Origin of the sequence: Muribaculum intestinale, from assembly GCF_002201515.1 — a bacterium.
GTDB classification, from domain to species: Bacteria; Bacteroidota; Bacteroidia; order Bacteroidales; family Muribaculaceae; genus Muribaculum; species Muribaculum intestinale.
Window position 1 is genome coordinate 1,584,034 of record NZ_CP021421.1, and the last position, 24,265, is coordinate 1,608,298.

Annotated in this window: 16 protein-coding genes and 1 tRNA gene; 10 read left to right on the forward strand and 7 right to left on the reverse strand. The window is 51.0% G+C overall.

Going from position 1 to position 24,265, the window contains the following annotated elements; translation table 11 throughout:
• From ADH68_RS06495 to ADH68_RS06505, 3 genes are read left to right on the forward strand one after another with little or no spacing between them, the layout of a single operon-like run.
• Positions 1-1,731 carry a SusC/RagA family TonB-linked outer membrane protein gene (locus ADH68_RS06495; RefSeq protein WP_084274111.1) on the forward strand — a complete coding sequence of 577 codons (1,731 nt, stop codon included), beginning with the start codon at positions 1-3 and terminating at the stop codon, positions 1,729-1,731.
• A gap of 16 nt (positions 1,732-1,747) precedes the next feature.
• Positions 1,748-3,328 (forward strand): SusD/RagB family nutrient-binding outer membrane lipoprotein, encoded by a 1,581-nt coding sequence (locus tag ADH68_RS06500; protein ID WP_084274110.1) that lies wholly within the window; start codon positions 1,748-1,750, stop codon positions 3,326-3,328.
• A gap of 32 nt (positions 3,329-3,360) precedes the next feature.
• Positions 3,361-4,683, forward strand: coding sequence for a BACON domain-containing protein (locus ADH68_RS06505; RefSeq protein ID WP_068961511.1), 1,323 nt, complete (start codon positions 3,361-3,363; stop codon positions 4,681-4,683).
• A 75-nt stretch (positions 4,684-4,758) separates the two neighbouring features.
• Here the strand turns inward: ADH68_RS06505 and ADH68_RS06510 are convergent, their stop codons facing one another.
• Positions 4,759-5,325 (reverse strand): RNA polymerase sigma-70 factor, encoded by a 567-nt coding sequence (locus ADH68_RS06510; protein ID WP_068961510.1) that lies wholly within the window; start codon positions 5,323-5,325, stop codon positions 4,759-4,761.
• Between the two features lie 209 nt (positions 5,326-5,534).
• Between ADH68_RS06510 and rsmA the strand changes: the two genes are divergently transcribed.
• From rsmA to ADH68_RS06530, 4 genes are all read left to right on the forward strand, one after another.
• On the forward strand, positions 5,535-6,356 hold the full coding sequence (gene rsmA, locus ADH68_RS06515; RefSeq protein WP_068961509.1) for a 16S rRNA (adenine(1518)-N(6)/adenine(1519)-N(6))-dimethyltransferase RsmA: 822 nt from the start codon (positions 5,535-5,537) through the stop codon (positions 6,354-6,356).
• Positions 6,356-7,723 (forward strand): magnesium transporter, encoded by a 1,368-nt coding sequence (mgtE, locus tag ADH68_RS06520; RefSeq protein WP_068961508.1) that lies wholly within the window; start codon positions 6,356-6,358, stop codon positions 7,721-7,723. The genes rsmA and mgtE overlap by 1 nt, the downstream gene beginning before the upstream one ends.
• Positions 7,724-7,791: 68 nt before the next feature.
• On the forward strand, positions 7,792-8,364 hold the full coding sequence (locus ADH68_RS06525; RefSeq protein WP_068961507.1) for an FKBP-type peptidyl-prolyl cis-trans isomerase: 573 nt from the start codon (positions 7,792-7,794) through the stop codon (positions 8,362-8,364).
• A 117-nt stretch (positions 8,365-8,481) separates the two neighbouring features.
• The gene (locus ADH68_RS06530) at positions 8,482-9,171 is read left to right on the forward strand and encodes an SIR2 family NAD-dependent protein deacylase (protein WP_068961506.1); all 690 of its coding nucleotides are present in this window, start codon (positions 8,482-8,484) and stop codon (positions 9,169-9,171) included.
• A 138-nt stretch (positions 9,172-9,309) separates the two neighbouring features.
• On the opposite strand, the gene ADH68_RS06535 is transcribed toward ADH68_RS06530, so the two are convergent.
• From ADH68_RS06535 to ADH68_RS06550, 4 genes are all read right to left on the reverse strand, one after another.
• Positions 9,310-9,663 carry a HepT-like ribonuclease domain-containing protein gene (locus tag ADH68_RS06535; RefSeq protein ID WP_068961505.1) on the reverse strand — a complete coding sequence of 118 codons (354 nt, stop codon included), beginning with the start codon at positions 9,661-9,663 and terminating at the stop codon, positions 9,310-9,312.
• Complete coding sequence (locus tag ADH68_RS06540) at positions 9,656-9,955, reverse strand: nucleotidyltransferase family protein (protein WP_068961504.1); 300 nt, start codon at positions 9,953-9,955, stop codon at positions 9,656-9,658. The genes ADH68_RS06535 and ADH68_RS06540 overlap by 8 nt, the downstream gene beginning before the upstream one ends.
• Positions 9,956-10,019: 64 nt before the next feature.
• Positions 10,020-10,096 (reverse strand) — tRNA-Ala (locus ADH68_RS06545).
• A gap of 159 nt (positions 10,097-10,255) precedes the next feature.
• Complete coding sequence (locus ADH68_RS06550; RefSeq protein WP_068961503.1) at positions 10,256-11,758, reverse strand: arylsulfatase; 1,503 nt, start codon at positions 11,756-11,758, stop codon at positions 10,256-10,258.
• A 120-nt stretch (positions 11,759-11,878) separates the two neighbouring features.
• On the opposite strand from ADH68_RS06550, the gene mutS reads away from it, so the two are divergent.
• Positions 11,879-14,494: a DNA mismatch repair protein MutS gene (gene mutS / locus ADH68_RS06555; RefSeq protein ID WP_068961502.1), complete on the forward strand. Its 2,616-nt coding sequence runs from the start codon at positions 11,879-11,881 to the stop codon at positions 14,492-14,494.
• A 118-nt stretch (positions 14,495-14,612) separates the two neighbouring features.
• On the opposite strand, the gene secD is transcribed toward mutS, so the two are convergent.
• A complete protein-coding gene (secD, locus tag ADH68_RS06560; RefSeq protein WP_068961501.1) occupies positions 14,613-17,492 on the reverse strand; it encodes a protein translocase subunit SecD in 2,880 nt (959 codons plus the stop codon).
• A gap of 765 nt (positions 17,493-18,257) precedes the next feature.
• Here secD and metK point away from each other — a divergent pair.
• Positions 18,258-19,544: a methionine adenosyltransferase gene (gene metK, locus ADH68_RS06565; protein WP_068961500.1), complete on the forward strand. Its 1,287-nt coding sequence runs from the start codon at positions 18,258-18,260 to the stop codon at positions 19,542-19,544.
• Between the two features lie 76 nt (positions 19,545-19,620).
• Here the strand turns inward: metK and ADH68_RS06570 are convergent, their stop codons facing one another.
• Complete coding sequence (locus ADH68_RS06570) at positions 19,621-22,896, reverse strand: helix-turn-helix domain-containing protein (protein WP_068961499.1); 3,276 nt, start codon at positions 22,894-22,896, stop codon at positions 19,621-19,623.
• 465 nt (positions 22,897-23,361) lie between these two features.
• Here ADH68_RS06570 and ADH68_RS06575 point away from each other — a divergent pair, with 465 nt between their 5' ends.
• Positions 23,362-24,258, forward strand: a complete 897-nt coding sequence (locus ADH68_RS06575) for a hypothetical protein (protein ID WP_068961498.1) — start codon at positions 23,362-23,364, stop codon at positions 24,256-24,258.
• The last annotated feature ends 7 nt before the right edge of the window (positions 24,259-24,265 follow it).

The window sequence follows — 24,265 nt, forward strand, 5'->3', positions numbered from 1 at the left end:
TTGCGTGGCGGTACAGACATATCAGCCGACTTCCGTCAGCAGCAGAAACCGTTTTATACTCCCGGGTATAAATCGGGATTCTACCGCGAACAGAACAATCGAGATGAAGAGACAAATATTGATTTTCTGCTCAAATATGTCAACAACCGCATGGTTGGCACGCGCCTTGCATTCAACGCCGCATTCGGCGGAAATAACATGAGCCGCAGTGTATACCGTTCGCAGATTACTCTCGACAAACTTGGAGAGCCGGGGGTGTATAATTCAAGCAATACTCCCACAGGCGAGACATCGCGTCCTTACCAATGGCGTAGCAAAAAGGTTGTCAATAGCTTCTATGGATTTATATCAGCGTCGTGGGACGATACTTACTTTCTCGATCTTACGGCCCGCAACGACTGGTCGTCGACGCTCGGGAGAGGTAACTGGTCGTTTTTCTACCCGAGTGTCAGCGCAAGCGTATTGCTTGACAAGACACTAAATCTACAGGATGTAGCTCCGCAAGTCAACATGCTCAAACTGCGAGCATCATGGGCTAACGTAGGCAATGATACTTCGCCATACTCCCTTACCGACGCATACACGGCTTCTTCCACCTATCCCGGGGGCTATACTTATCCTACCAACTGCTCCAATTACTATATCAAGCCTGAGAATGTGGAAAGCTGGGAGGGCGGTATCGAGACAATGTTTTTCATGAATCGTTTCGGATTTGATGTCGCGTTCTATAATTCTTCAACAACAAATCAGATTGTCAATGCTGTGACCGACCTTATGACAGGAGCGTCAAGCAAGAAAATCAATGCCGGAGAGATACGTAACCGTGGTATCGAAATCGCTCTCCATGCAGTGCCGGTGCGCAGCCGCGATTTTACATGGAGCATCGATATAAACTGGAGCCGCAACTGGAACAAACTTGTAAGTCTTGAAGATGGTTGGGACATACGCACGCCGTATGAACAGACAAAGAATCTCATAGGCAACTATGGCAGAATACTGTCGTACATCGGGGAGGAAATGAACATAATATACGGACGCGGCTACGAACGCGCTCCGGAAGGCGCTACATACGTCGATGCTGACGGCAACACTGTAAACTGCGCCGGCATGAAGATTATCACCGAAAGTACCGGTTATCCAGTAATGACAACTGACAACATACGTCTTGGCAAAGTAAATCCGACATGGCGCGGCGGACTCGGTACCACACTGCGCTACCGCGACTGTACCCTAGGGCTTAACTTCACGGCTCAGATGGGTGGGCATGCCTATTCATTTACCAACGCCATACTTGCCTACCAGGGCAAACTTGAAAATTCTCTTCCGGGGCGTAACGACGGTCTTGTGGTCGAGGGAGTCAACGTAAGCACCGATGCCGAAGGCAACACGGTGTACAAACTCAACCGTACGCCTACCGAACAGATCAACAAATATTATACTACATATTTTGCCCGTGATAATGCCGAGGAGAATGTGTTTAAAACCGACTTTCTCAAACTGAAGGAGATGCGCCTTGATTATACCTTGCCGCGCAAGGTGTGTCGCAAACTTAAGGTGCTGCAGGGAGCTGCTATAGGCGCATATGCTACCAATGTGTTTTGTATAAGCGACTTTCCGCAGTTTGACCCGGAAGCCGGCAATATAGTCGGAACCAACATTTACAGCGGCATAGAAATCGGAGCTATGCCGATGACCCGTACTTACGGATTTAATCTCAAACTTTCATTCTAATCCCGTATTGTCAATCATGAAGATACTATCAGGAATACTATATTGTGGGCTGGCCATGCTTGTGGCGTCGATTGCAGGATGCACCCACGGCTTCGAGGAGATTAATACAGACCCCAACAAAATGCAGGTTGGCGACCTTCAGCCTTACGGCATGTTTGAGCCGTTACTTTATGGAATGGCCAATCAGCAGACCTACTATGCCTACTACTGGACCGACGAACTTGCTCAGTTTACGGTATCGTCGCTGACGGCTCAAGAGCGCCACCGATATAAAATTACCGATATACAATGGGGCTCGCTTTGGAACAATTATGCCGGCAAAGGTCTTAATGCCACTCATATGTATGAACTCGGAGTGAAATTTGGCGACAAGGGCTGCCAGGCCGTGGCCCTCACTCTGAAAGTGTACGCGCTAAGCAATCTTACCGACCTGTTCGGCGATATACCATACAGCGAGGCATACCGACAGCGCGAGGGCATCGACCGACCGCGCTTTGACACTCAGAAAGAGGTGTACGAGCAGATGTTTGCCGAGCTTGAGACTGCCAATGAACTCTATGCGCAACAACCTACATTTGAGCGTGCCTCTCTCGACATAATGTATGGAGGCGATATGAAGCTGTGGCGGAAATTCAATAATTCGCTATATCTGCGTCTGCTCTGCCGTGTGAGCGGGCGCCCGGAGATGAAGGCGGGAGAAAAGATTGCAGCTATGCTCAAGGACTCTTCAAAATACCCTCTGATTGCATCAAACACTGAGAATGCCACTATTCACAACACCGGAGTAGACCCGTACTTTGGCCGATTTCGACCGGCCGATATGACTAAGATGAATTTTACAAGCAGCGCATACAAGATAGCAAAACAGTTTATTGCAATGACTACTATAGCCGATGGCGCAGATTCAGAGCAGGATCCGCGGCTTACTACATGGGCCGAGCGCGACGGTGACGACTGGAAAGGTGCGACTGCCGGCTGTGAACTTGCCGACCAACAAGTAGATGTAAAAGACTGCGCATTGCTCAACTATAAAGTACTTGTACGTGACGATGCCCCTAACTTTTTGATGGACTACAGCGAGATTCGGTTCATTATGGCTGAGGCGGCCCTTAAAGGATGGATTGACGGAGGCGAAGCCCAGGCACGAGTATATTATGAGTCGGCCGTAAAAGCGTCGTGTCAGAAATGGGCCGAACTCGAGCGGTATTCAGATGTCAAGGCGCCAATAGACGATAATGCAATAGCAAAACTGCTGGCAGGAAGACTGGCCGGATGGGACAGCCATACCGACAAGGAACGTCTGATTGCCGAACAGAAGTATCTGTCGCTGTTTTGGGTAGGGCTGGAAGCATATCATGAGTTGCGACGCACGTCATGGCCCGAACTCACGATAGGCCGAGGGGCCTTGTACAACGACTGGCATCTGCCTCAGCGTATGGGCTACCCATCGGAATCGGTGGGTTCTAATCCCGACAACGTAAACGCCGCGCTCAGCAACATGGGAGGCGTAAACAATATGCTCACCCCGGTATGGTGGAGCTACAAGGCAATCAACGGCACCTTCCGAGAGGTGCGGCCCGACAATGCCATAAATTAATCATGCCATAATATATCAACCTATATATCTACATGAACACGAGAAATTTCATACGACATATATATATTGCCGTGATTCTGTCAGGTATCTGCATTACCTCATGTGACAGTGATGATGCCATATCCGCCGACAGCCTTTATTACAATATCGAGTTGTCGTCCGACTATCTTATTCCGTCTAAAGGTATCGATCCGACATCTTATGGAAATGGTAAGAAAGTAATAATCCGTGCCAACGGTCACTGGACAATCGAGCCGGTAGGCGACGATACGGGATGGATGAAGATATATCCCATGGAGGGTGATGATGACGGATGGCTGCGCCTGTATGCCGACGAAAACACTCGCGCCTCGGAGCGTACGGCAGAATACATGATAAGTGTCAACGGCATCCCACAGGAAGAGACTTTGACTATAACCCAGGCTCCGGCACAGCCGTTTCTTAATATCAGTACATCTGCGCTGACATTCAAACGAATAGGCGGTGAACTTAGTGTGATAGTCGACACTAATGTCGACTGGGAATACAACATTGATGGCGAAGATGCTTCGCGGTTTGTGGCTACCTCATCCGACATGGCTTCATTGACAGTCAAGGCTATAGGTGTAAATGAGACCGGTGCCGACATATCGGCCGCATTGATTTTGCGCGGTACTGGTGACAACAGCTCTGTGAACCGGGTCATATCCCTTACTCAGTTGTATGCCACATTCTTCGACGATTTCAGCTGGCTGAAAAGCGAAGCCGGGGTACTTGGATGGAAAATTGCAACAGGAAAGAAGGAGGTGCGCATAGACCAGTGGAGCGCCGAAGAGAAAGGTCATGGCTGGACATCGCTGTCGACATGGCTCTACTCGCGCACCGGTTTCATAAAGTTTGGCAAGGGTGGCTACGGAGGGGATGTTGCGTCGCCGTACATATCTGAAATCAGCGGGTCGGCCGATGTCACTATTTCATGGAACGCCCTCGGATATGTCACAGCCAAAAACGTGCACGATGATATTGACTATTATTTTGTAGGAATACTTGGCCCTGGCAATATCACAGGCACCAGCTCAAACGGGACTTCAGGCGCCACGTTTATCTACAAAGATAGCGACGGAGAGTCAGTCATGCTCAATGCGGTCCGGTTTGAACTTGGTGCCGGCGCATGGTTTGACCCTGTAAACGATCCTACCGGAACGGAAGTGTGGACCTCTGCCACCTCGCTGTTTTCAATCAATGTAGAAGGCTTTACCTCTGAGTCACGGGTAGTATTCGTAACCGGTACGGGTTCTGTCGACAACGCATATCAAAACAGTAATTCCAAGAACTCACGCCTCTTTGTCGACAATTTTAAAATTGTTGAAAACTGACGGCAGACTCTATTTTTATCCAATAACAAATGCCCGGCTGATTTCAGCCGGGCATTTGTTATTGGATACTTTATGTCATACAAACAGAACCATCACATCCATGAGTTTCCGTAACTCGTTCAATGCTTTGCCGATGTGGTACTGGACTGTGCGCGGACTTATGTCGAGATGTCGGGCTATCTCTGCATATGTCATTTCGTCGTATCGGCTCATCATGAATATGCGCTTGCGTAATTCCGGCATGCGTTCGATGGCAATGTCAATCATTTCTACCAGTTCTGTGGTAGTTACTTTCATCGAGCTGTCGGGAGCATGCTGAGGCTCTTTTTCCATCTGTTGCCGGGCATAGCCACGCTCGACTTTGCGGTGGCGGAACAGTGTGAGAATCTCGTTCCGTGTCATTCGGAACAGATATGCCTTCAGCGAGCATATGTTTGTCAGCAGCTCACGCCGCTCCCACAGACGGGAGAATACATTCTGGGTGATATCTTCGGCTTCTTTTTCATTTCCTGAAAAATGCAATGCTAAGTCGTAGACTCTTGCAGAATAGCGTATATAGAGAAGGCCGAGCGCACCGGAATCGCCCTTATGCACTCGCTCAAGCAATTGGACGTCGGAGGATTCTTTCGGATTTTCCTGCATTTTTATGCCGTTTCTTATTATTCAAAGATACGTAAATTATATCTGTCACACAAGTGAATCGGAGGTTATTTTATACAGCTCTATGTAATTTATTCATGAAAAATATGGAATATGCTTTCAATCTTCATGAATTAAAACCGAAGTATTTGCCTGTTATTTGAGAAAAGATGGTAAATTTGTTGTTTGAATATTAATAAACTGCTTTTCGCATGGCAAACAACGGCAAAGTACGGCCCAAAAAGGCTTTGGGACAGCACTTCCTTACCGACGAGAGTGTGTCGAGGCGTATCGCCGACACCCTGTCGGGGTATGTAGGCACTCCGGTCATAGAAGTAGGGCCGGGCATGGGTATGCTCACCAAGTATCTGATTGCCGACGGCCATGATGTGACGGTTGTCGAAATCGACGGCGAGAGCATAGATTACCTGCGCGAGAACTTTCCTCAGTTGCAGGGCGAACGCATAATCGACGGCGATTTCCTGCAGATGGATCTGGCTGACAAAATGGGGTATAAGCCTTTCTGTGTTATTGGCAATTATCCCTATAATATATCGTCGCAGATATTCTTCAAGGTGCTTGACTACAAGGATATGATACCCTGCTGTAGCGGTATGCTTCAGCGAGAGGTGGCCGAGCGTCTTGCAGCGGCCCCGGGTACTAAAGCGCGCGGCATACTGAGTGTGTTGCTCCAGGCGTGGTACGATGTGAAGTATCTGTTTACTGTTGACGAGCATGTGTTTAACCCCCCGCCAAAGGTAAAGTCGGGTGTGATAATAATGACACGCAACGATGTGACCGATCTCGGCTGCGACGAGCGTCTGTTTCGCACTATCGTCAAGACCACATTCGGCCAGCGCCGCAAGACTCTGCGCAACTCCATACGCGGCCTGTTGCCAGCGGGAGCGCCTCTGCCAGAATCTCCGCTTTGGGCAAAACGTCCCGAGCAATTGTCGGTGGCCGATTTTGTCGAGTTGACCAATCTTGCATCCGGTGTAAGAAGCGCTGTATCCGGCTCTATAAACGAACTTTGATGAAAGAACATTCTTCCGAATATCTGGACAGCCTTAAGGCTATAATAGAGCGGCACGACGAGGAGGAGGCACGCAAGGCAATAGCCGACCTCCATCCGGCCGATATCGCCGAGCTGTATCAGGACCTTGACCTTGAAGAGGCGGAATTCCTCTATCGGCTGCTCGACGACGAGACTGCGGCCGATGTGCTGATGGAGCTTGACGAGGATGACCGTCACAAACTGCTTAGCGCGATGTCGACCGAAGATATCGCCCGGCAGGTAGTGCACCTCGACACTGACGATGCCGTCGACATCATACAGGAACTCGACGAGGAGGACCGCGACGAGATTCTGGCCCATATAGACGACGTGGAGCAGGCCGGCGACATCATTGACCTGCTTAAATATGACGAGGACACCGCCGGCGGCCTTATGGGCACCGAGATGATTGTGGTCAACGAGAACTGGTCGATGCCCCAATGCATCCAGGAGATGCGTCGTCAGGCCGAGAATCTCGACGACATATATTATGTGTACGTTGTCGACAATGATTACCGTCTGCTCGGAGTGCTCCCTCTGAAAAAGATGCTTACCCATCCGTCAGTAAGCAAGATAAAGCATGTGATGGAGACCGACCCTGTGGCAGTTAAGACCGATACTCCGATTGACGACCTGACCCTCGACTTCGAGAAGTATGACCTCGTGGCCATGCCTGTGGTGGATTCGATAGGGCGTCTGGTAGGGCAGATTACCGTCGACGATGTTATGGATGAGGCGCGCGAGCAGAGCGAGCGTGACTATCAGCTGGCATCGGGTCTGTCGGGCGACGTGGAGAGCGACGACACTCTGTTTACCCAGACCAAGGCGCGCCTGCCGTGGCTTCTCATCGGCATATTGGGTGGTATAGGCAACTCGCTGATTCTCGGTAATTTTGAAGGCGCGTTTGCGGTCAATCCGGCCATGGCCCTGTTTATCCCCCTTATAGGCGGTACAGGCGGAAATGTGGGTATACAGTCGTCGGCTATCATCGTACAGGGCCTTGCCAATGGCTCTCTCGATGTGAAATCGTCGGCTAAACAGATATTCAAGGAGTTGGGCGTAGGCCTTCTCAATGCCAGCATCATATCGCTGCTGGTATTTGTCTACAATGTATTTGCGCTTGGTCCTACGCAAGTGACTACCATAGCGGTGTCGCTGTCGCTCTTTGCAGTAGTGGTGTTCGCCTCCGTATTCGGCACATTCGTGCCTCTGACCCTCGAGAAATTCAAAATAGATCCGGCCCTTGCGACAGGCCCGTTCATCTCCATCACCAACGATATTATAGGCATGGTAATCTATATGCTTATCTCCTCGTCGCTCCTGGCGGCTTTCGGCACGGTGGCATGAGCAAAATGCCGGACATGAATGTTTTACTATCAATCACCCTCTAAATCAATATTCAACAATATAAAATTATGGAAAAAATCGAACCCGGAAAATATGTTGAGATGGTATACGACCTCTCTGTAGTAACACCCGACGGTGAAGAACTGGTACATAAGGTAGAGCCCGACAGCCCCGAGCGCATAGTGTTTGGAGTTACTAAGGGTGTAATCGTTCCCCTTGAAAAGGCAATCGAAGGTCTTAAGAAAGGTGATGCATTTGATGTTAAGGTTAGCGCGGCCGAAGGCTTCGGCCCTCACGACCCCGAGCAGGTGGCTCATCTCGACAAGTCGATTTTCGAAGTCGAGGGAAAATTTGATGATGAATACGTGACCGTAGGCAACTATATTCCGATGATGACAGCCGAGGGATACCGTATCAACGGAAAGGTGCTTGAAATCACAGACAAAGAGGTGGTGATGGACTTCAACCATCCCCTTGCCGGCAAGGACGTGCGCTTCCGTGGCACTATCGCCGAGGTGCGCGAGGCCACTCCTGAAGAACTGCATCCGGCTCATGGCGGTTGCGGCGGTTGCTCGGGATGCGGCTCCGATGAAGACGGCGAGTGCGGCTGCAACGACGGCAGTTGCGGTGGTTGCCACTGATTATCCTATATTAATCACGGTCGAGGCCGACAAGCGCGATAGATACAAAGTATCGGCCTTGTTGGCCTTGGCTGCATTTACAACATTTCGGTAAATAAATCACGACAGTTACTTATCATGAAACCTAAACTTGTCATATCCACCGGTGCCGGCATGAGCGCCGAGAGTGGAATCTCCACGTTCCGTGATGCAGGCGGCCTTTGGGAGAAATATCCCGTGATGCAGGTGGCAAGTGCCGACGGCTATGCCGCAAATCCTGCGCTCGTACATGAATTTTACAATCAGCGGCGCCACGATCTGCTGAAAGCCGAGCCCAATGCCGGTCATCTCGGGCTGGTTGATCTCGAACAGTGGTACGATGTATACGTCATTACTCAGAATGTCGATGACCTCCATGAGCGTGCCGGCAGCAAGAATGTGCTTCATCTTCATGGCGAGCTTATGAAAGTGCGTGCCATTGATGATGAGACAAAGGTGTACACTCTTCATCCAGGGGCGCTCGACACTACTCCCGATACCGTAATCGACGGACACCGTGTGCGGCCTCATATCGTGTTTTTCCAGGAAGCCGTGCCCAATATAGAGCCGGCCATACAGCTTGTGAGCGAGGCCGATGTGTTTGTCGTAATAGGCACATCGCTCAATGTATATCCTGCTGCAGGTCTGCTCCATTATGTGCGTCCCGGCACTCCGGTATACTATATCGACCCGCATCCGGCATCGGTGCCGGCTGGTGTTACCGTTCTACCCCTTCCGGCCACACAAGGCGTAGCGCGTCTCGCCGCCATGCTGAATCCCGTACGCTAATCTGAATCCCCTTCTTGTCACATCGGCTCTGATTCCCCCTTTGCATGCATCGGTTTGCATGGAGTTGAGTGGCTGAAAATGAAAAAAACGAACTCAGATTTTATTCTGAATTCGCTTTTGGTGTGGTATGCCGCCAAATTATCGAACTTCCTGAGAGGATTCGATGAGTTTTGTGACCTCGGATTTTAATAAAGGCAAATGGTTGATTACAATTGCCCATATTAAGTCTTCTCTTAAGCTGTCGTATCCGTGGATGAGATAATTGCGTGTGTTGACAATTCTTCGGGCAGATGTGATTTGGATATTTGGAGATATTTTCAAGATGCGGTTCATCGCTTCTCCAATTATTGCAATTTCCCATTGCACGGCGCTGCGGAAACAGGTGTCCTCACAGAATGTCTTAAACTCTTTTGGTCGTGATGAGCAGAATAATTCAATGTTCTCCACTGATTTAAGTATATCATTCAGCGATTTGAGAATTTGCTCATCCATATATCAGGTGTTTTGTGTTGTCAAGTTCTTTGCGGAAATATTTGTTTTTGATAGCTGTTTCATCAACCAAGTCGACCTTTCTCCCGAGTAGTAATTGGAGATCTTCGACGAAATCAAAAAAAGTTACAAACAAATCCTGAATTTGGTCGTAGTGAAAAATGACAGAGAAATCAACGTCGCTGTCATCATTGAAGCGCGGAGTTAGTATAGAGCCGAACACCCACAGTTTGGCCACCTTGTATTTTTTACACAAAGCTATAATCTTGTCTATGTTCATCTCTATAAGTTTCATCGACGCAAATATAATTATTTACAATTATATAACAAAAAGGCGAATCGAAATTTCGATTCGCCTTTGGTGGAGTATAGCGGACTCGAACCGCTCACCTCGACACTGCCAGTGTCGCGCTCTAGCCAGATGAGCTAATACCCCGATGCGCTTTTGCGATGCAAAGTTAATATAATATTTTATTATTTGCAAGACAATGCGCTATTTTTTTGTGATTATCGTTGAAATGAGAAATCTTTAGACAAGCATCTTGGATGCAATCTTGAATTCTGTCCGGGATTGTGCATGTCCTCAGATGGAATGTCAGGGTATGGTGACGGAAAAATGAGGGTTTGGAGTATGCTGCGCACGTATTATATCTGTCATGCGCGCTACGATGTCGGGGTGCTGTGCCGCCACGTCATTATCCTCATGTATATCAGTAGCAAGGTCATAGAGATAAGGTTCACCCTTCTTTACAACCATCTTCCAGTTGCCCATACGGAGGCCTATCTGGTCGGTCTCGTCAAATTCCCAGTACAGGAATTCATGAGCTTGCTGCCCTTCGGTTCCCATCAGTGTAGGGGCGAAGGATATGCCGTCGAAGTAATCGGTGCTCTTCTCTTTGTTTGCATATTTTCCGGCATAATTGTCTACGCCGATGAGGTCGCAAAATGTAGGCATTATATCATAGAACGCACATTGATGGTCGGTAACGCTTCCTGACTGAATCTTCCCGGGCCAACGCGCGATGAAGGGCACACGTATGCCACCTTCGTAACATTGGCGCTTGAGTCCGCGCAACTGTCCGTCGCGCCCGAAGAATTCAGGATCCGCACCACCCTCCTCATGGGGGCCGTTATCGCTGGTGAATATTACCAGGGTGTTGTCGTCCAGTCCCTTCTCTTTAAGTTTTGCAAGTACTTCGCCTACGTAATGGTCGAGGCGCGTAATCATTCCTGCAAACTGTGCGTGGGTATGTACCGACGGATTGTATCGGGAGCCTTCCTGACCTCCCCAGGTCTTGTCTTCGAAGAACCGTCGGTGATAGTCGAGGAGTATGGAGTCGCGGGGCTGTGCCAGTTCGGCATGCGGTAGTGTATATGTAAGAATGCCGAAGAATGGTCGGCCCTCTTCCTGACGGTCAAGCCAGTCCATCGCCTCTTGGTGTATCATATCGGCCGAGTATTGTGTACGCTTGAAATAATCATCGCCATACATGGGGTAGGGGATGTTGTCCTCCATCGTTACGCGCACCACTGTTGTGTCACCCTTGGCCGGATTGTAGCGGTTGAGGAAGTTAGGATAGTACAGATGGGCCTGGAACTGGCATATGTAGCCGTAGAATTCGTCTATCCCCCTTTTGTCGGGAGTCGACACCGAGCCTTCGTATCCTCCGGCCCACTTGCCGAACATGCCGGTAGTGTAGCCGTTATCTTTCATTATTTCAGGGAGGATGATATGTCCGGGGTCATATGGGTGCTGTCCTACTACGGTGTATTCATCGTTGTCGCCATATTTCATCATAGGCACATCGCGCCAATATTCCTTATTGCCCCTTACCTCACAGTGTCCCGAGTGTTGTCCGGTCATAAACGAAGCGCGCGATGGAGCGCTGACCGGGCTTCCCGCATAAGCCTGTGTAAAGCGCATGCCTTCGGATGCCATATTGTCGATATGCGGAGTACTGATGTATTTCTGGCCATAGCAACCCAAATCACCATACCCCATGTCGTCACACATTATATATATGATATTGGGTTTGGCGGCAGTCGTCGTTTCGCTTTTCTGCGCCCATCCCGGTATGGCTGTAACACACAGTCCCATCAAGACTGTGCTTTCTAATGACGAAAAAATTTTCATAATGGCAAATTTACAGTTTTTTTCCTGAATTTGCACGTACGGCGCTAAAATCGTAACTTTACATAACAAACAGATGAAAATTAAATGGCTAAAAAGATAGTGGAAACGCCGCTTATGAGGCAGTATGTAGAGATGAAGGGCAAGCATCCCGATGCCATACTGCTTTTCCGTGTCGGCGACTTCTATGAGACATTTTCCGACGATGCAATCGTTGCATCCGAGATTCTTGGTATTACGCTGACGCGACGAGCCAACGGTAGCGCTCAGTATGTGGAACTTGCAGGATTTCCCCACCATGCCCTTGACAGCTACCTGCCGAAACTTGTCCGTGCAGGGAAGCGTGTCGCTATATGCGAGCAGCTTGAGGATCCGAAACTCACAAAGAAACTTGTAAAACGAGGCATTACAGAGCTGGTGACTCCCGGTGTGGCCGTAAGCGATACCGTGCTCAATCACAGGGAAAATAATTTTGTAGCCGCCGTACATTTCACACGTTCGGCTGCAATCGGAGTGGCGTTTCTTGACATATCTACCGGCGAGTTCTTCGCTGCCGAGGGCGATGCCGACTATGTCGACAAGCTAATCAATAATTTCTCTCCGAAGGAGGTGCTGGTCGAGCGTGGCAACCGACGTCTGCTTGAAGAGAAATTTTCAGGCAAGTTGCTCAGTTTCGAACTTGACGACTGGATATTTACTGATGATGCCGCAGGCGACCGTCTGCTTAAGCAGTTTGCCACATCATCGTTGAAAGGATTCGGCGTACACGGCATGCACGCCTCTATCGTGGCAGCCGGAGCCATACTTCATTATCTCGACATAACCAATCATACACAGACAGGACATATAACCAAACTTACCCGTGTAGAGGAGGGGACTTATGTCAGGCTTGACAAATTTACTGTGCGCAATCTCGAGCTGGTAGAGCCTTTGTGCGAGGATGGGCGCAGCCTGTTGCAGATTCTTGACCGCACAGTCACTCCTATGGGAGCACGACTGATGCGTCGCTGGCTGCTATTCCCCCTTACCGACGTGAAGGCTATCAATGCGCGTCTGGATGTGGTGGAGGGATTCATGCGCTATCCCGACGAGCGTACTCTGCTGAAAGAAGGGCTGGAGCAGGCGGGAGACATGGAGCGTGTTATTTCAAAGGTAGCGGTAGGCAGAGTGTCGCCGCGTGAGCTGGTGCAGCTGCGCGACGCATTGCGTGCTGTTGCTCCCATAAAAGCCATGTGCATGCAGTCGGCCACTACGGCACTGCGCTCTATCGGCGAACAACTCAACCCCTGTGAATGTATCCGTGACCGTATCGCCCGGGAGATTGTCGATGACGCTCCCGCGGCTCTCAACCGCGGGGTAGTGGTGCGTCCCGGCGTCGATGCCGAGCTCGACGAGCTTCGTGAGATAGCCTATCAGGGGAAGGATTACCTGATGAAGGTGCAGCAGCGCGAGATAGAAGCCACAGGTATCCCGAGCCTTAAGATTGGATACAACAATGTGTTCGGCTATTATATCGAGGTGACAAACACTCATAAGGCAAAGGTGCCGCAGGAGTGGATAAGAAAGCAGACACTCGTCAACGCCGAGCGCTATATAACCCAGGAGCTGAAGGAGTACGAGGAGAAGATACTCGGCGCTCAGGACCGTATCGCCATAATAGAGACACGCATTTTCACTGATCTTGTGTCCGCTGTGTCGGAGTATATCCCTGCCATTCAGCTCGACGCCCATATGCTGGCAAGGCTTGATGTGCTTTCCGCGTTCACCCGTGTGGCTCTTGAGAACCATTACAACAGGCCTGTGGTCGACGATTCGCTTGTGATAGAGTTCAACGAGGCGCGCCACCCGGTGATAGAGAAGCAGCTTCCTGCCTCCGAGCCGTATATATCCAACAGTGTCTCACTTTCGAATGACGCCACGCAGATAATGATGATTACCGGACCCAACATGTCGGGTAAGTCGGCATTGCTGCGCCAGACTGCGCTTAATGTGATAATGGCGCAGACCGGATGTTTTGTAGCGGCGGAATCCGCCCGCGTAGGACTTGTCGACAAGGTGTTTACCCGTGTGGGAGCGAGCGACAACATATCCCTTGGCGAGTCGACATTTATGGTGGAGATGAACGAGGCTGCATCGATTCTAAACAACATGAGCGAACGGTCGCTGATATTGTTTGACGAACTTGGCCGCGGAACCTCCACCTACGACGGAATATCGATAGCCTGGGCTATCGTGGAGCATATTCATGAGCATGCCGGGATGCATCCCAAGACTCTCTTCGCCACACATTATCATGAACTCAACGACATGGAGGCATCCTATCCACGCATAGCCAACTATAATGTGTCGGTAAAGGATATCGGCGGCAAAGTGGTGTTTATGCGTAAACTCCAGCGCGGCGGCTCAGAGCACAGCTTTGGCATCCATGTGGCGCGTCTGGCCGGCATGCCTAAGTCGATAGTCGAGCGTGCCACACATGTGCTCCATCTGCTCGAAGCGTCCAACCGGCGCGACGATATCGGCAAGGAGATTACGTCTCCGGCTGTAGAGGGAGGGATGCAACTGTCGTTTTTCCAGCTTGACGACCCGGTGCTGTCGCAGATACGCGATGAGATTCTCACTCTCGACATCAATAATCTTACACCGATGGCAGCGCTCAACAAGCTCCACGATATCCGCTCGATAATCACCGGCAAGGCATGATACCGGTTATGGTATCTGTTCGATTCCGACAGACTGATTCACGTATCTGTATATACAAATCGCCCCGACCGAAAACAACGGTCGGGGCGATTCTATTTAATTATGGCTGTATTACGGATTATTTCTTTTCAAGACGTTTGTCGGTAAGATAAGCCACAGGCGCTGCGATATAGATGGTCGACAGCGTACCGGTGATTACACCAAAGAGCATTGCGAATGTAAAGCTGCGGATAGCTTCGCCACCGAGGATGAAGATACAGAGGAGCACGAGCACGGTTGATGCCGATGTCATGATTGTACGTCCGAGAGTCGAGTTGAGCGACTTGTTGATAGTGGTGAAGAAGTCCTGTTTGGGATAGAGACCAACGTTTTCGCGCACACGGTCAAATACTACCACGGTATCGTTGATCTGATATCCTATAACGGTAAGTATAGCGGCGATAAACGACTGGTCAATCTCCATCGAGAAGGGAAGTACGCCCCAGAATAGGGTGTAGAATCCGATTACGGTGAAGGCTGTGAACGCAACGGCTGCAAGAGCGCCTACCGAGAAGGCCACGTTGTGGAAACGGAGCAGGATGTAGAGGAACATCGCGATGAGCGATAGCACTACAGCGATGTAGGCGTTCTTCTTCATATCGGCCGCAATGGTCGGACCTACTTTCTGCGACTGCTGTATGCCGATATTCTCGTTGGTTGTAGAGAAGTCTTCAAGAGACATGCCGCCGAGTTCGCTCTGCAGGCCTTTGTAGAGGATGTCGGTAATCTCTTTGTCTACACCGTCGGTTTCTTCGTTGATTTTGTAGTTGGTCGAGATGCGCACCTTGGTGTCATTGTCGATGGTGATTACCGACAGCGATGCATCGGGGAACATCGGGGCGAGTTTCTGCTGGAGATCGCCGGTCTTAACCTCATGGTCAAACTGTACGATATAGTTGCGACCGCCGGAGAAGTCGATGCCCTGGTTGAGGCCGCGGGCGAAGAGCGAGATTACAACGATTACGATGAATGCCAGAGCTACCATGAACGATACCTTGCGACCGCCGAGGAAGTTGAAGTTTACATTCTCAAGTTTGCCGCGCGAGAGGGGAGTGGTGAAGGTAAGGTTAAGGAAAGGCTTGGTCTTGCCGAATGCCACGAATACCAGTCGGGTAAGGAACACTGCTGTGAAGAACGAGCAGACGATACCGATGATAAGTGTGGTGGCGAATCCCTTGATAGGACCTGTGCCGTAGAGGAGCAGGATTACTGCGGTGATAATTGAGGTAAGGTTAGAGTCGAAGATGGCGGAGAATGCGTTGGCATAACCGTCGGCGATAGCCTGATGGATGTTCTTGCCGGCGCGGAGCTCTTCCTTGGCACGCTCGAATATAAGCACGTTGGCGTCAACGGCCATACCAAGGGCGAGCACGATACCGGCGATGCCGGAGAGTGTAAGCACTGCCTGGAACGAGGCGAGGATGCCGAATGTGAAGAAGAGGTTGCAGACAAGGCCGATGTTGGCGATGAGTCCGGGAATAAATCCGTAGAATGCCATCATGAACACCATGAGAAGCACGAGGGCGATAGCAAACGACAGGAAGCCGTCGTGGATTGCCTGCTTGCCGAGCGACGGACCGATTACAGTGTCGCTTACGATGTCGACCTTGGCTGCCATCTTACCCGACTTGAGCACGTTGGCGAGGTCCTTGGCATCGTCGACAGAGAAGTTGCCGGTAATCTGCGAGCGGCCACCCTCGATTACGCTGTTGATGCGCGGAGCTGAGTATACGGCGTCGTCGAGTACGATAGCCACGGGCTTGCCGAGGTTGTTCTGAGTCACGCGGGCCCACTGTTTTGCGCCCTCGCTGTTCATCTCCATGCTCACGTAGTTGCCCTGAAGGTTGTCGAAGTCGCTTGTGGCGTTTGTCACCACGTCGCCGCCGAGAGCGGGCTTGCCGTTATTGCTCTTGAGAGCGATGAGCTGGTATATGTCGGCCTTGCGGGTGGTGTTGGTCACGGTGTCAGTGTAGGTCACTTCCTGGGGCTTCACCTCCCAGCGGAGTTTCAGGTTGGAGGGGAGGATGCGTGCAGCGGTTGCTGTGCCGAGAATGGAGTCAATTACCTCGCGGTGGGCCTGTGTGGCCATACCGATATAGGGAGTTCCTGCATAGCCCTGGCCGTCGAAGTAGCCGAAGAAAGTTTTGGCTACACCGGCGCTGTCGCTGCGGAGGGCATTCTCGAGGGCCATGAGCTGGCTCTGTATGTCCTCAAGGTTGTATACTTCGTAAAACTCGAGATTGGCCGATGCCTTGAGCAGGTCGCGTACACGATCGTGCTCTTTAACGCCCGGAAGTTCAAGAAGAATCTGTCCGTCCTTTTCAAGCTCCTGGATGTTGGGGGCAACCACGCCAAACTGGTCGATACGGTTGCGGAGCACGTTGGTGGAAGAGTTCACGCGGTCCTTTACCTCCTGCTTTACTGTTGCTTCGACCTGGTCGGCGCTCTCGCCGCGCTTGGCCACGTTTTTGAACACTACGGCCATGTCGGCGCCCGGCTCCATCTCCTTGTACTGTTTGAAGAATGCAGATACATAGTCGCTGGTCTTGGTGCGCTTCACTACCGAGTCGGTTGCAGCGAGTACACGGTTGAATGTCTTGTTGTCTTCGGCATTGGCGATAGAGCGCAGAATGTCGGGCACGCTTACCTGGAGGATTACGTTCATACCTCCTTTCAGGTCGAGGCCGAGGCCTACGCCCATCTTCTGTACCTGATTGAATGTATAGCCGAATACCGGGTACACCTTCTCTTTTCCGATTGAGTCGATGTAGTTCTTGTAAGCCTTTGTGTAAGCCTCGGAATTGGAATCGCCGTTAGCGATTGCCAGTGCGTACTCCTGGCCTTTCTTCTCATAGCGGTTTGTGACCCACGTAAATGAGAGATAGAACAGACACACGAGCACGAGGAAGATTGCTATTACACCGGAAATGGCGCTTCCGGTCGTACCTTTGCTTTGCATGTGTTGGTTAAGATGATATGATTAAAGTAGTTAATAGAATACGTTTTTTATCTGTGCACCGGCATGATGTGTGAAGCAGCCGGATAGTGCAGACTCTATTCGAAAAAAATGTCATCAGATTTCCATCTTTTTCAGGGATTGAAATTTAACACTATTTTTCAGCGTGCAAATATAGCGTTTTTTTCTCATAATACACATTTTACTGCTCTTAAAATATCTTTTACAGTTCACACGCTGGCGGGAGTGGGCGACCGTAGTTGCTTAAATCGCTTTAAACATACTCTTCATGTTGCAACAGGGCATTATTGGATATGGCCGATTCTCCGGCACTGCCGATGGTTCATGGACAAAGGATAAAATCAGCTTTTCCAATTGATTGATATTCCGGAATGACATGGTGGGTATGCTATCATGGCCGATGGCTATGTGGCATATTCGTCATCAATATCCCGTGTTCCGTTGTGACCATGCATTTTGCGGTCTGGAGGTCATGATCCGAAAAATTTAACACGGTCGATGGTTGGAGTATCGGATAAAAGATGTAACTTTGCGCCACGATATCAATCCGGGTGGACAAATTTGGCTGCTTGCAACCACCGAAAAAAATGCTAAAACCGCTTGTCCTCATGCAGGGAAGTTGCACGAATTTACGACAGAGGTTATTAATGCATATTTTACTCCGCTCCGGTTTGAGTCTTACGCCGGTGACGGAGATTTTTTTTGCCCTTCCGGCATATTTTGCAAAACAACAGATTTTTTGAATATATGGATATTAATCATTATCTCTTCACGTCGGAATCGGTGTCCGAGGGTCATCCCGACAAGGTTGCCGACCAGATAAGCGACGCCGTACTCGACGAGTTCCTTGCCCAGGACCCGGAGTCTAAGGTGGCATGCGAGACTCTTGTCACCACCGGTCAGGTAGTTATCGCCGGGGAAGTCAATTCCGAAGCATACATCGACCTGCAGGCTGTGGCCCGCAAGGTGATTACCGACATAGGCTATGACCGCAGCGACCTCCGCTTTGACGGCAATGCATGCGGCATCCTGTCGGCTCTCCACGAACAGAGCGCCGACATCAACCGCGGAGTCGACCGCGAGATAAAGGAAGACCAGGGTGCAGGCGACCAGGGCATGATGTTTGGATTCGCTATCGACGAGACTCCCGACTATATGCCTCTGCCGCTGTATCTCAGCCATATTCTCCTTGTGGAGCTTGCTAAAATACGCCGGGAGGGCCGCGAGATGACCTATCTGCGCCCTGATGCCAAGAGCCAGGTTACTGTAGAGTACGACACCCGTAATCAGCCTGTACGCATACATACGATTGTGGTTTCCACACAGCACGACGAGTTTATCCCCGCCGACGACACAGCCTCGCAGACCGAGGCCGACCGACTGATGCTCGACAAGATACGCACAGATGTGCGCGATATACTTCTGCCGCGTGTGAAAGCCGTGCTCCCCGATGGCATCCGTGCGCTGTTTGATGATACACTGATACTTCATGTCAATCCTACCGGCAAGTTTGTGATTGGAGGCCCGCACGGCGATACCGGACTTACCGGACGTAAGATTGTTGTTGACACCTACGGCGGCCGTGGCGCCCACGGCGGCGGCGCGTTCTCCGGAAAAGATCCATCCAAGGTCGACCGTTCGGCCGCATATGCCGCACGCCATATCGCCAAGAATCTTGTGGCAGCCGGTGTGGCGCGCGAGGCTCTTGTGCAGGTGGCATACGCTATCGGTGTGGCGCAGCCCGTAAGCCTGTATGTTAATACACGCGGCACTGCCAATGTGGCAATGAGCGATGCCGAGATTTCAGCAAAAGTAAGCTCGCTTTTCGATATGCGCCCGCATGCTATCGAGCAGCGTCTTAAGCTACGCAATCCGATATATCAGATGACAGCAGCCTATGGCCATGTGGGTCGTCGACCTGAGACCGTCACTTGGCATAGCAAGTGCAACCCTTCACTGACCCGCGAGGTTGAACTCTTTACCTGGGAGAAGCTCGACCGTGTCGACGACATGCGCGAGGCGTTCGGACTGTAACCCTCCATATTGCATAACACAGGGCCGTCAGAGAACATTGATACTCTCTGACGGCCCTGTGTTATGCAATATGGTACTATGCGTCGTTGTCGGACAACTGGTTCTTGCTGCGGAACTCCGACGGAGTCATCCCGGTCTCTTTTTTGAAGCATTTCGTAAAATACTTCGGGTCGGAGAATCCTACGGCAAAAGCTATCTGAGAGAAACTCATGCGGCTGTTGGCTATAAGTTCCTGGGCGCGCTGAAGCCGCAGTCGGCGCAGGAAATCGCTCGGCGACATGCCAACAAGGGTCTTTATCTTACCGTAGAATACGGTGCGGCCCATGTTGACAGACTCGGCCAGTTCCTCTATCTTCAGATTCTCGTCACCGATACGTGTGTCGAGGAATTTGAGCAGACGTTGCATCATTTCCTGGTCTTCGTCGATGATGGTGGGAGATTCAAGTCTGTAGTCGGACGCCTGTGGCGCCGGAGCAGGTGGTTCCTGCGTATTTCCGGCGCGGGCTTCTTCGGCCTCGCGTGCGGCCTGTGCTCTCACAGCCTGTTCGTGCATCACACGGGTTATCTCCTCAAGAGTGCGTCGCTGCTGCTCATTGATTTCCGACATGCGCACATTGTCGCGTCTCTGCAGGTATATGATTACGGCCGCTCCGGTCACGGCAAGGATTATCAGCAGTATCACTCCCGTTCCGCGCCATGATTTCCAGAACGAGGGCTCGACTTTCAGACTTATCTGGCGCGTGTTGTTTACCCAATGTCCCGAACTGTTTGTGCTACGCAGATACAGAGTATGGTTTCCCGGCGACAGTCGGTTGAATTTCAGCTTGCCCTCGCTGCCGAGATTGTGCCATAATGTGTCGCCGTCGAGCCTGTAGGCATAGCGCAGGCTCCCTGTGTCGGCATAGTCGAGTGCGGCAAACTCTACGGTAAGGTGCCGTTCGTTGCCAGCCACGGTTATTTCCGAGGGGTTCAGTTCGGTTCCGGCGTCGGTCCCGGTGCCGTGAAGCACACGTGTGACGATTATCTTCGGGATTTCTACTCCCGGAATCTTCTTGTCGGGGGTGAAGAATGCCGGACCGTTCAGTGCTCCTGTCCACAGATTTTGTCCGTCATATACCGGGAGTGCTTCTGTAAACTCTGCGTTGTCGGTATGGCTGAGGGTGCGGTCAGCTCCGGTCGACGGATTGTATGCCACAATATCTGACTCTCTTACAATATATATACGTCCGTCAGGAGTCTCGCCGAGTGCAAGCACATTGTTGATACACGACGATGTGGCCGGCATGGCTATCGGCTTTAGCTTCAGATTGTCTTTCAGCAGAGTCTTTTCCGCCACAACCTGTACGCCCTCCATCGTGGCTACATATATGCGGCCTTTCTTGCTTGAAAGAATCTGCATTACGTTGGGGGTAAGCAGCGATGACGGGTCGGTCTCCGAATGGGTGGTACGGAAAAACCGCATAGACGGGGCGTCGTCGCTATGTCCGTCGACGGTAAGAAAGCCTTCGGTTGTGGATAGGAACATAACTCCGCCCGGGCCTTCCTCCACGCGCCTTACGCGGTTGAATCCGTCGGCAGGATATCCGTTCATGTCATTGCCTCGATGTATAAACCGGTATCCACCTGTTGAGTCGCGTCTTACCATATGCACGCCTGCTCCGTAGGTGGCCAGCCATATTCTTCCGCGACTGTCCTCCATCACCTGGTATATGCTGTCGCATCCTATTGAATAGGGGTCGGAGGTGCGGTGGTAGTTGGTGATTTTTCCTTTAGGGTCTATGGTATACAGCCCGTTGCCTTTGGTGCCTATCCAGGTAGTACCTTTAGAGTCGGTCAGCACTGAATATATGCGGTAGGCAAAAGGCTGGGGCGATTGTGATATCTGTGCTTTGGTGCTACCGTCAGAGCCGGAGGTTTGTGTAAGATACCCTTTCAGCTTGCCGTCAGGGTCGAGCCATCCGATAATGCCGGTGGCGGTGCCGGCGAGTAATGTCCCGTCGTCATTTACAGTAAGCGCTCTTACCTCTTCGTTGCGTTCAAGCGGTATTGTGTTGATGCTACGTCGGCCGAAAGTTACACAGGTAAGGTCGTGTGCGCCGCTGAGCCACAGGTTCGACTGGTTGTCAATGAAGTATCGTTCGATTGACGGTATGGCCGAGTAGTTGAGCTGCGGTGATACCAGAGGCAGAGGTTTTACTTTACCGCTGAATTCGCTGTAATATCCGAATGGCCGGTTGCGTGGGGCGAGCCATACCGTGCCGGTCGGGTCTTCAAGCCAGAGGGGGCGGCGCGACACTGTTATCGGTGTCATGCTCTCTTCCGTGTCGATGTATCTTGCGGTGTTGCTTTCTGGCGTGGCAAGCAGTATGTTGCCACCCTCTGCAAAGGCCCATATGCGCGACTTTGTGTCGACATACAGGTCGGTTATTTCCTCTCCTCCGGGCGATGTTATCATGCTCCAGCGGTTGGTTGTAATGTCATATATGGCTATTCCCGACGATGTTGCCGCCATTATGCGTTTGTCATCAAGCCGGCGTCCGGCGCTTACGGACGGACGTCCCGGCACGGCGGAGATTGCCGTCAGCTTTCCGGAGTTATACACGTATGCGCGTCCGTCGGTTGTCAGGAAATAGTCTTTCCCATCAAGTTCTACCGGCTCCATGAATACACCGTCGGCATGCACGTCGCTGCCATACAGGCTGATGCCCGTGTCGGTGAATATCCATTCATGTCCCGATGGAGTGCTTTTCACCGTTGTTATGTGGTGTGCGCCGATAGAGGCCATATGGGTTGTGTCCCATATCTCCATCAAGGCCGTGTCGGATGGCGCTTTGGCGTTAAGCCTGATTGTCGGCTTGCCTCTCGAGCCTATCATCCATATCCCCTCGGGCGCTACTGATATGGCCCTGCAATGGTATTCGCCGCCGGTCTTCATGGCGATATCGTCGCTCACTGCTACGAATTTTCCGGATGCGATGTCGAGGTAGTAGGGGAGCTCGCCATACAGATGCATCCACAGGCGCCCGTGGGTGTCGGGCCATATGGCGGTGATGCGGTTGGTGGGGAGAGTGCCGTTGCGTTCACCCGAGCGATAGCTTATGAAATTCTTGCCGTCGAAATTAGACAGTCCGCCCCATGTCGACACCCATATCAGGTCGGTGGAGTCCTGTGCGATTCGCGATACGTTGTGCGACGGCAGCCCGTCGGACGTGCGATATGTGCGCACTCTGCAATAAGGTTGCGCCGATACATTAATATATAGTATCGCTGCGGCTATGAGCATTATTGCTGTGGCAATAGGGCGTTGCGCCCGGCATATGTATGTGTCTTTTTCTGTCACTGCTGTGTTCATGGCTGCGTAAAGATGTGAATAATAAATTAGCCCTGCAATTCGTAAAATAGTAATTGCAAAGTAACAAAATCGGCTGATGATTTGCAAATATCACTAAATAAAAATAAACACTTTATAAAGAAGCAGAGTGACGGTGGTGCCAATAATTCTACCAGATGTATATGGTTGGCATGGCGTTATTCACACTAATTATAATACCTGGAGGCAATTTTGATATGCATTATGTTAAAAAGTTAAAACCCTGTCCCGAGGTGTCTTCTGTCGGTGGAATATATTAAATTTACGCCCAATACGTCAAAAATTCACCCCGACTTACTTTTTTATTTCGGAATTTTGCACAGGTGATTTAAGCCTTTGCCCGATTCTATGACATTGGCCTATGTCGCCTCTGTCACGGCAGATGCCGTGGCGGAAGTGTGCAAATATCCATAAAAAGTAATCTAAACCAAATAAACCAATAATATCATGATCAAATCACTCTCAAAGCTCATGCTCGGGTGTGCCGTCACTCTTACGGCGTGCTCGCAGGGTGTCGATGATGCAGCCTCGGATCTCGGTTTGGGCGATGTGTCTGTGCCCGGACAGGGAGCCACAGTGACAATGGCGCTTTCTCGTGCCGCCGCGTTTGAGTTTATTCAGGCCGGGATTCAGAAGTTTACGGTCTATGTCTATAAGGTAGAGCGTCGTGGGTCAGCACTATTCATGGAGAAGGAGTTTGATGTCAACGAGCCCTGTATCGACTTCGAATTCCCTCTTGGTGAAACCTACCAGACTTTTGCTGTGGCCAACGCGAGCGGTGTCACCGACAAGGAAACCTGTGAGACTGCCGTGATACATCTCGACCCGAAGGGCGGAAGCGACGTGTGGCTTACAAGCCCGGTACGCTTCTCTACTGACAAATCGGTGTCAGAGGTGTCTCTCGAGATGCGACGTGTGGTATCGAGGCTCACATTCGCTGCCGCTGAAAACGATACTCCCGACGGACAGGCACTCCTTGCCTCGCAGACCGACTTCGACCGTATCGACGTTACATTCAAGAATGTGGCCGACGCGTATCTTGTGAGCAAGATGCAGGCGCAACTGTCAGAGGTGACGGTGTCGGTCGACGCTGCATCACAGTATGGCGCGACCATATACACATTCGAGACCCGCAACACAGGTGTCAACGGAGCGCTGAGCCTAAGCTATATGAAGGGCGGCGTACAGGTCAACACCTCTTCGAGCGACCTTGATGTCAATTCTCCCTACACATCCGGAGCGGCATATACATTGAAAGTACCGGTGACCGACATCAACTATATGGCTGATGAATGGGCACGCTCTGCGATGTCGCCCCTGACCGTTACTATTTCAGACCTCTAATCAACCG

What these genes read in the sequence shown, in the direction of transcription:
- mgtE (WP_068961508.1), top strand. Translation starts at nt 6,356, where the DNA reads ATGAAAGAACATTCTTCCGAATATCTGGACAGCCTTAAGGCTATAATA.
- ADH68_RS06575 (WP_068961498.1), top strand. Translation starts at nt 23,362, where the DNA reads ATGATCAAATCACTCTCAAAGCTCATGCTCGGGTGTGCCGTCACTCTT.
- ADH68_RS06550 (WP_068961503.1), bottom strand. Translation starts at nt 11,758, where the DNA reads ATGGGACTGTGTGTTACAGCCATACCGGGATGGGCGCAGAAAAGCGAA.
- ADH68_RS06535 (WP_068961505.1), bottom strand. Translation starts at nt 9,663, where the DNA reads ATGGATGAGCAAATTCTCAAATCGCTGAATGATATACTTAAATCAGTG.
- ADH68_RS06505 (WP_068961511.1), top strand. Translation starts at nt 3,361, where the DNA reads ATGAACACGAGAAATTTCATACGACATATATATATTGCCGTGATTCTG.
- ADH68_RS06570 (WP_068961499.1), bottom strand. Translation starts at nt 22,896, where the DNA reads ATGAACACAGCAGTGACAGAAAAAGACACATACATATGCCGGGCGCAA.
- mutS (WP_068961502.1), top strand. Translation starts at nt 11,879, where the DNA reads ATGGCTAAAAAGATAGTGGAAACGCCGCTTATGAGGCAGTATGTAGAG.
- ADH68_RS06500 (WP_084274110.1), top strand. Translation starts at nt 1,748, where the DNA reads ATGAAGATACTATCAGGAATACTATATTGTGGGCTGGCCATGCTTGTG.
- metK (WP_068961500.1), top strand. Translation starts at nt 18,258, where the DNA reads ATGGATATTAATCATTATCTCTTCACGTCGGAATCGGTGTCCGAGGGT.
- ADH68_RS06525 (WP_068961507.1), top strand. Translation starts at nt 7,792, where the DNA reads ATGGAAAAAATCGAACCCGGAAAATATGTTGAGATGGTATACGACCTC.
- ADH68_RS06530 (WP_068961506.1), top strand. Translation starts at nt 8,482, where the DNA reads ATGAAACCTAAACTTGTCATATCCACCGGTGCCGGCATGAGCGCCGAG.
- rsmA (WP_068961509.1), top strand. Translation starts at nt 5,535, where the DNA reads ATGGCAAACAACGGCAAAGTACGGCCCAAAAAGGCTTTGGGACAGCAC.
- ADH68_RS06540 (WP_068961504.1), bottom strand. Translation starts at nt 9,955, where the DNA reads ATGAAACTTATAGAGATGAACATAGACAAGATTATAGCTTTGTGTAAA.
- ADH68_RS06510 (WP_068961510.1), bottom strand. Translation starts at nt 5,325, where the DNA reads ATGCAGGAAAATCCGAAAGAATCCTCCGACGTCCAATTGCTTGAGCGA.
- secD (WP_068961501.1), bottom strand. Translation starts at nt 17,492, where the DNA reads ATGCAAAGCAAAGGTACGACCGGAAGCGCCATTTCCGGTGTAATAGCA.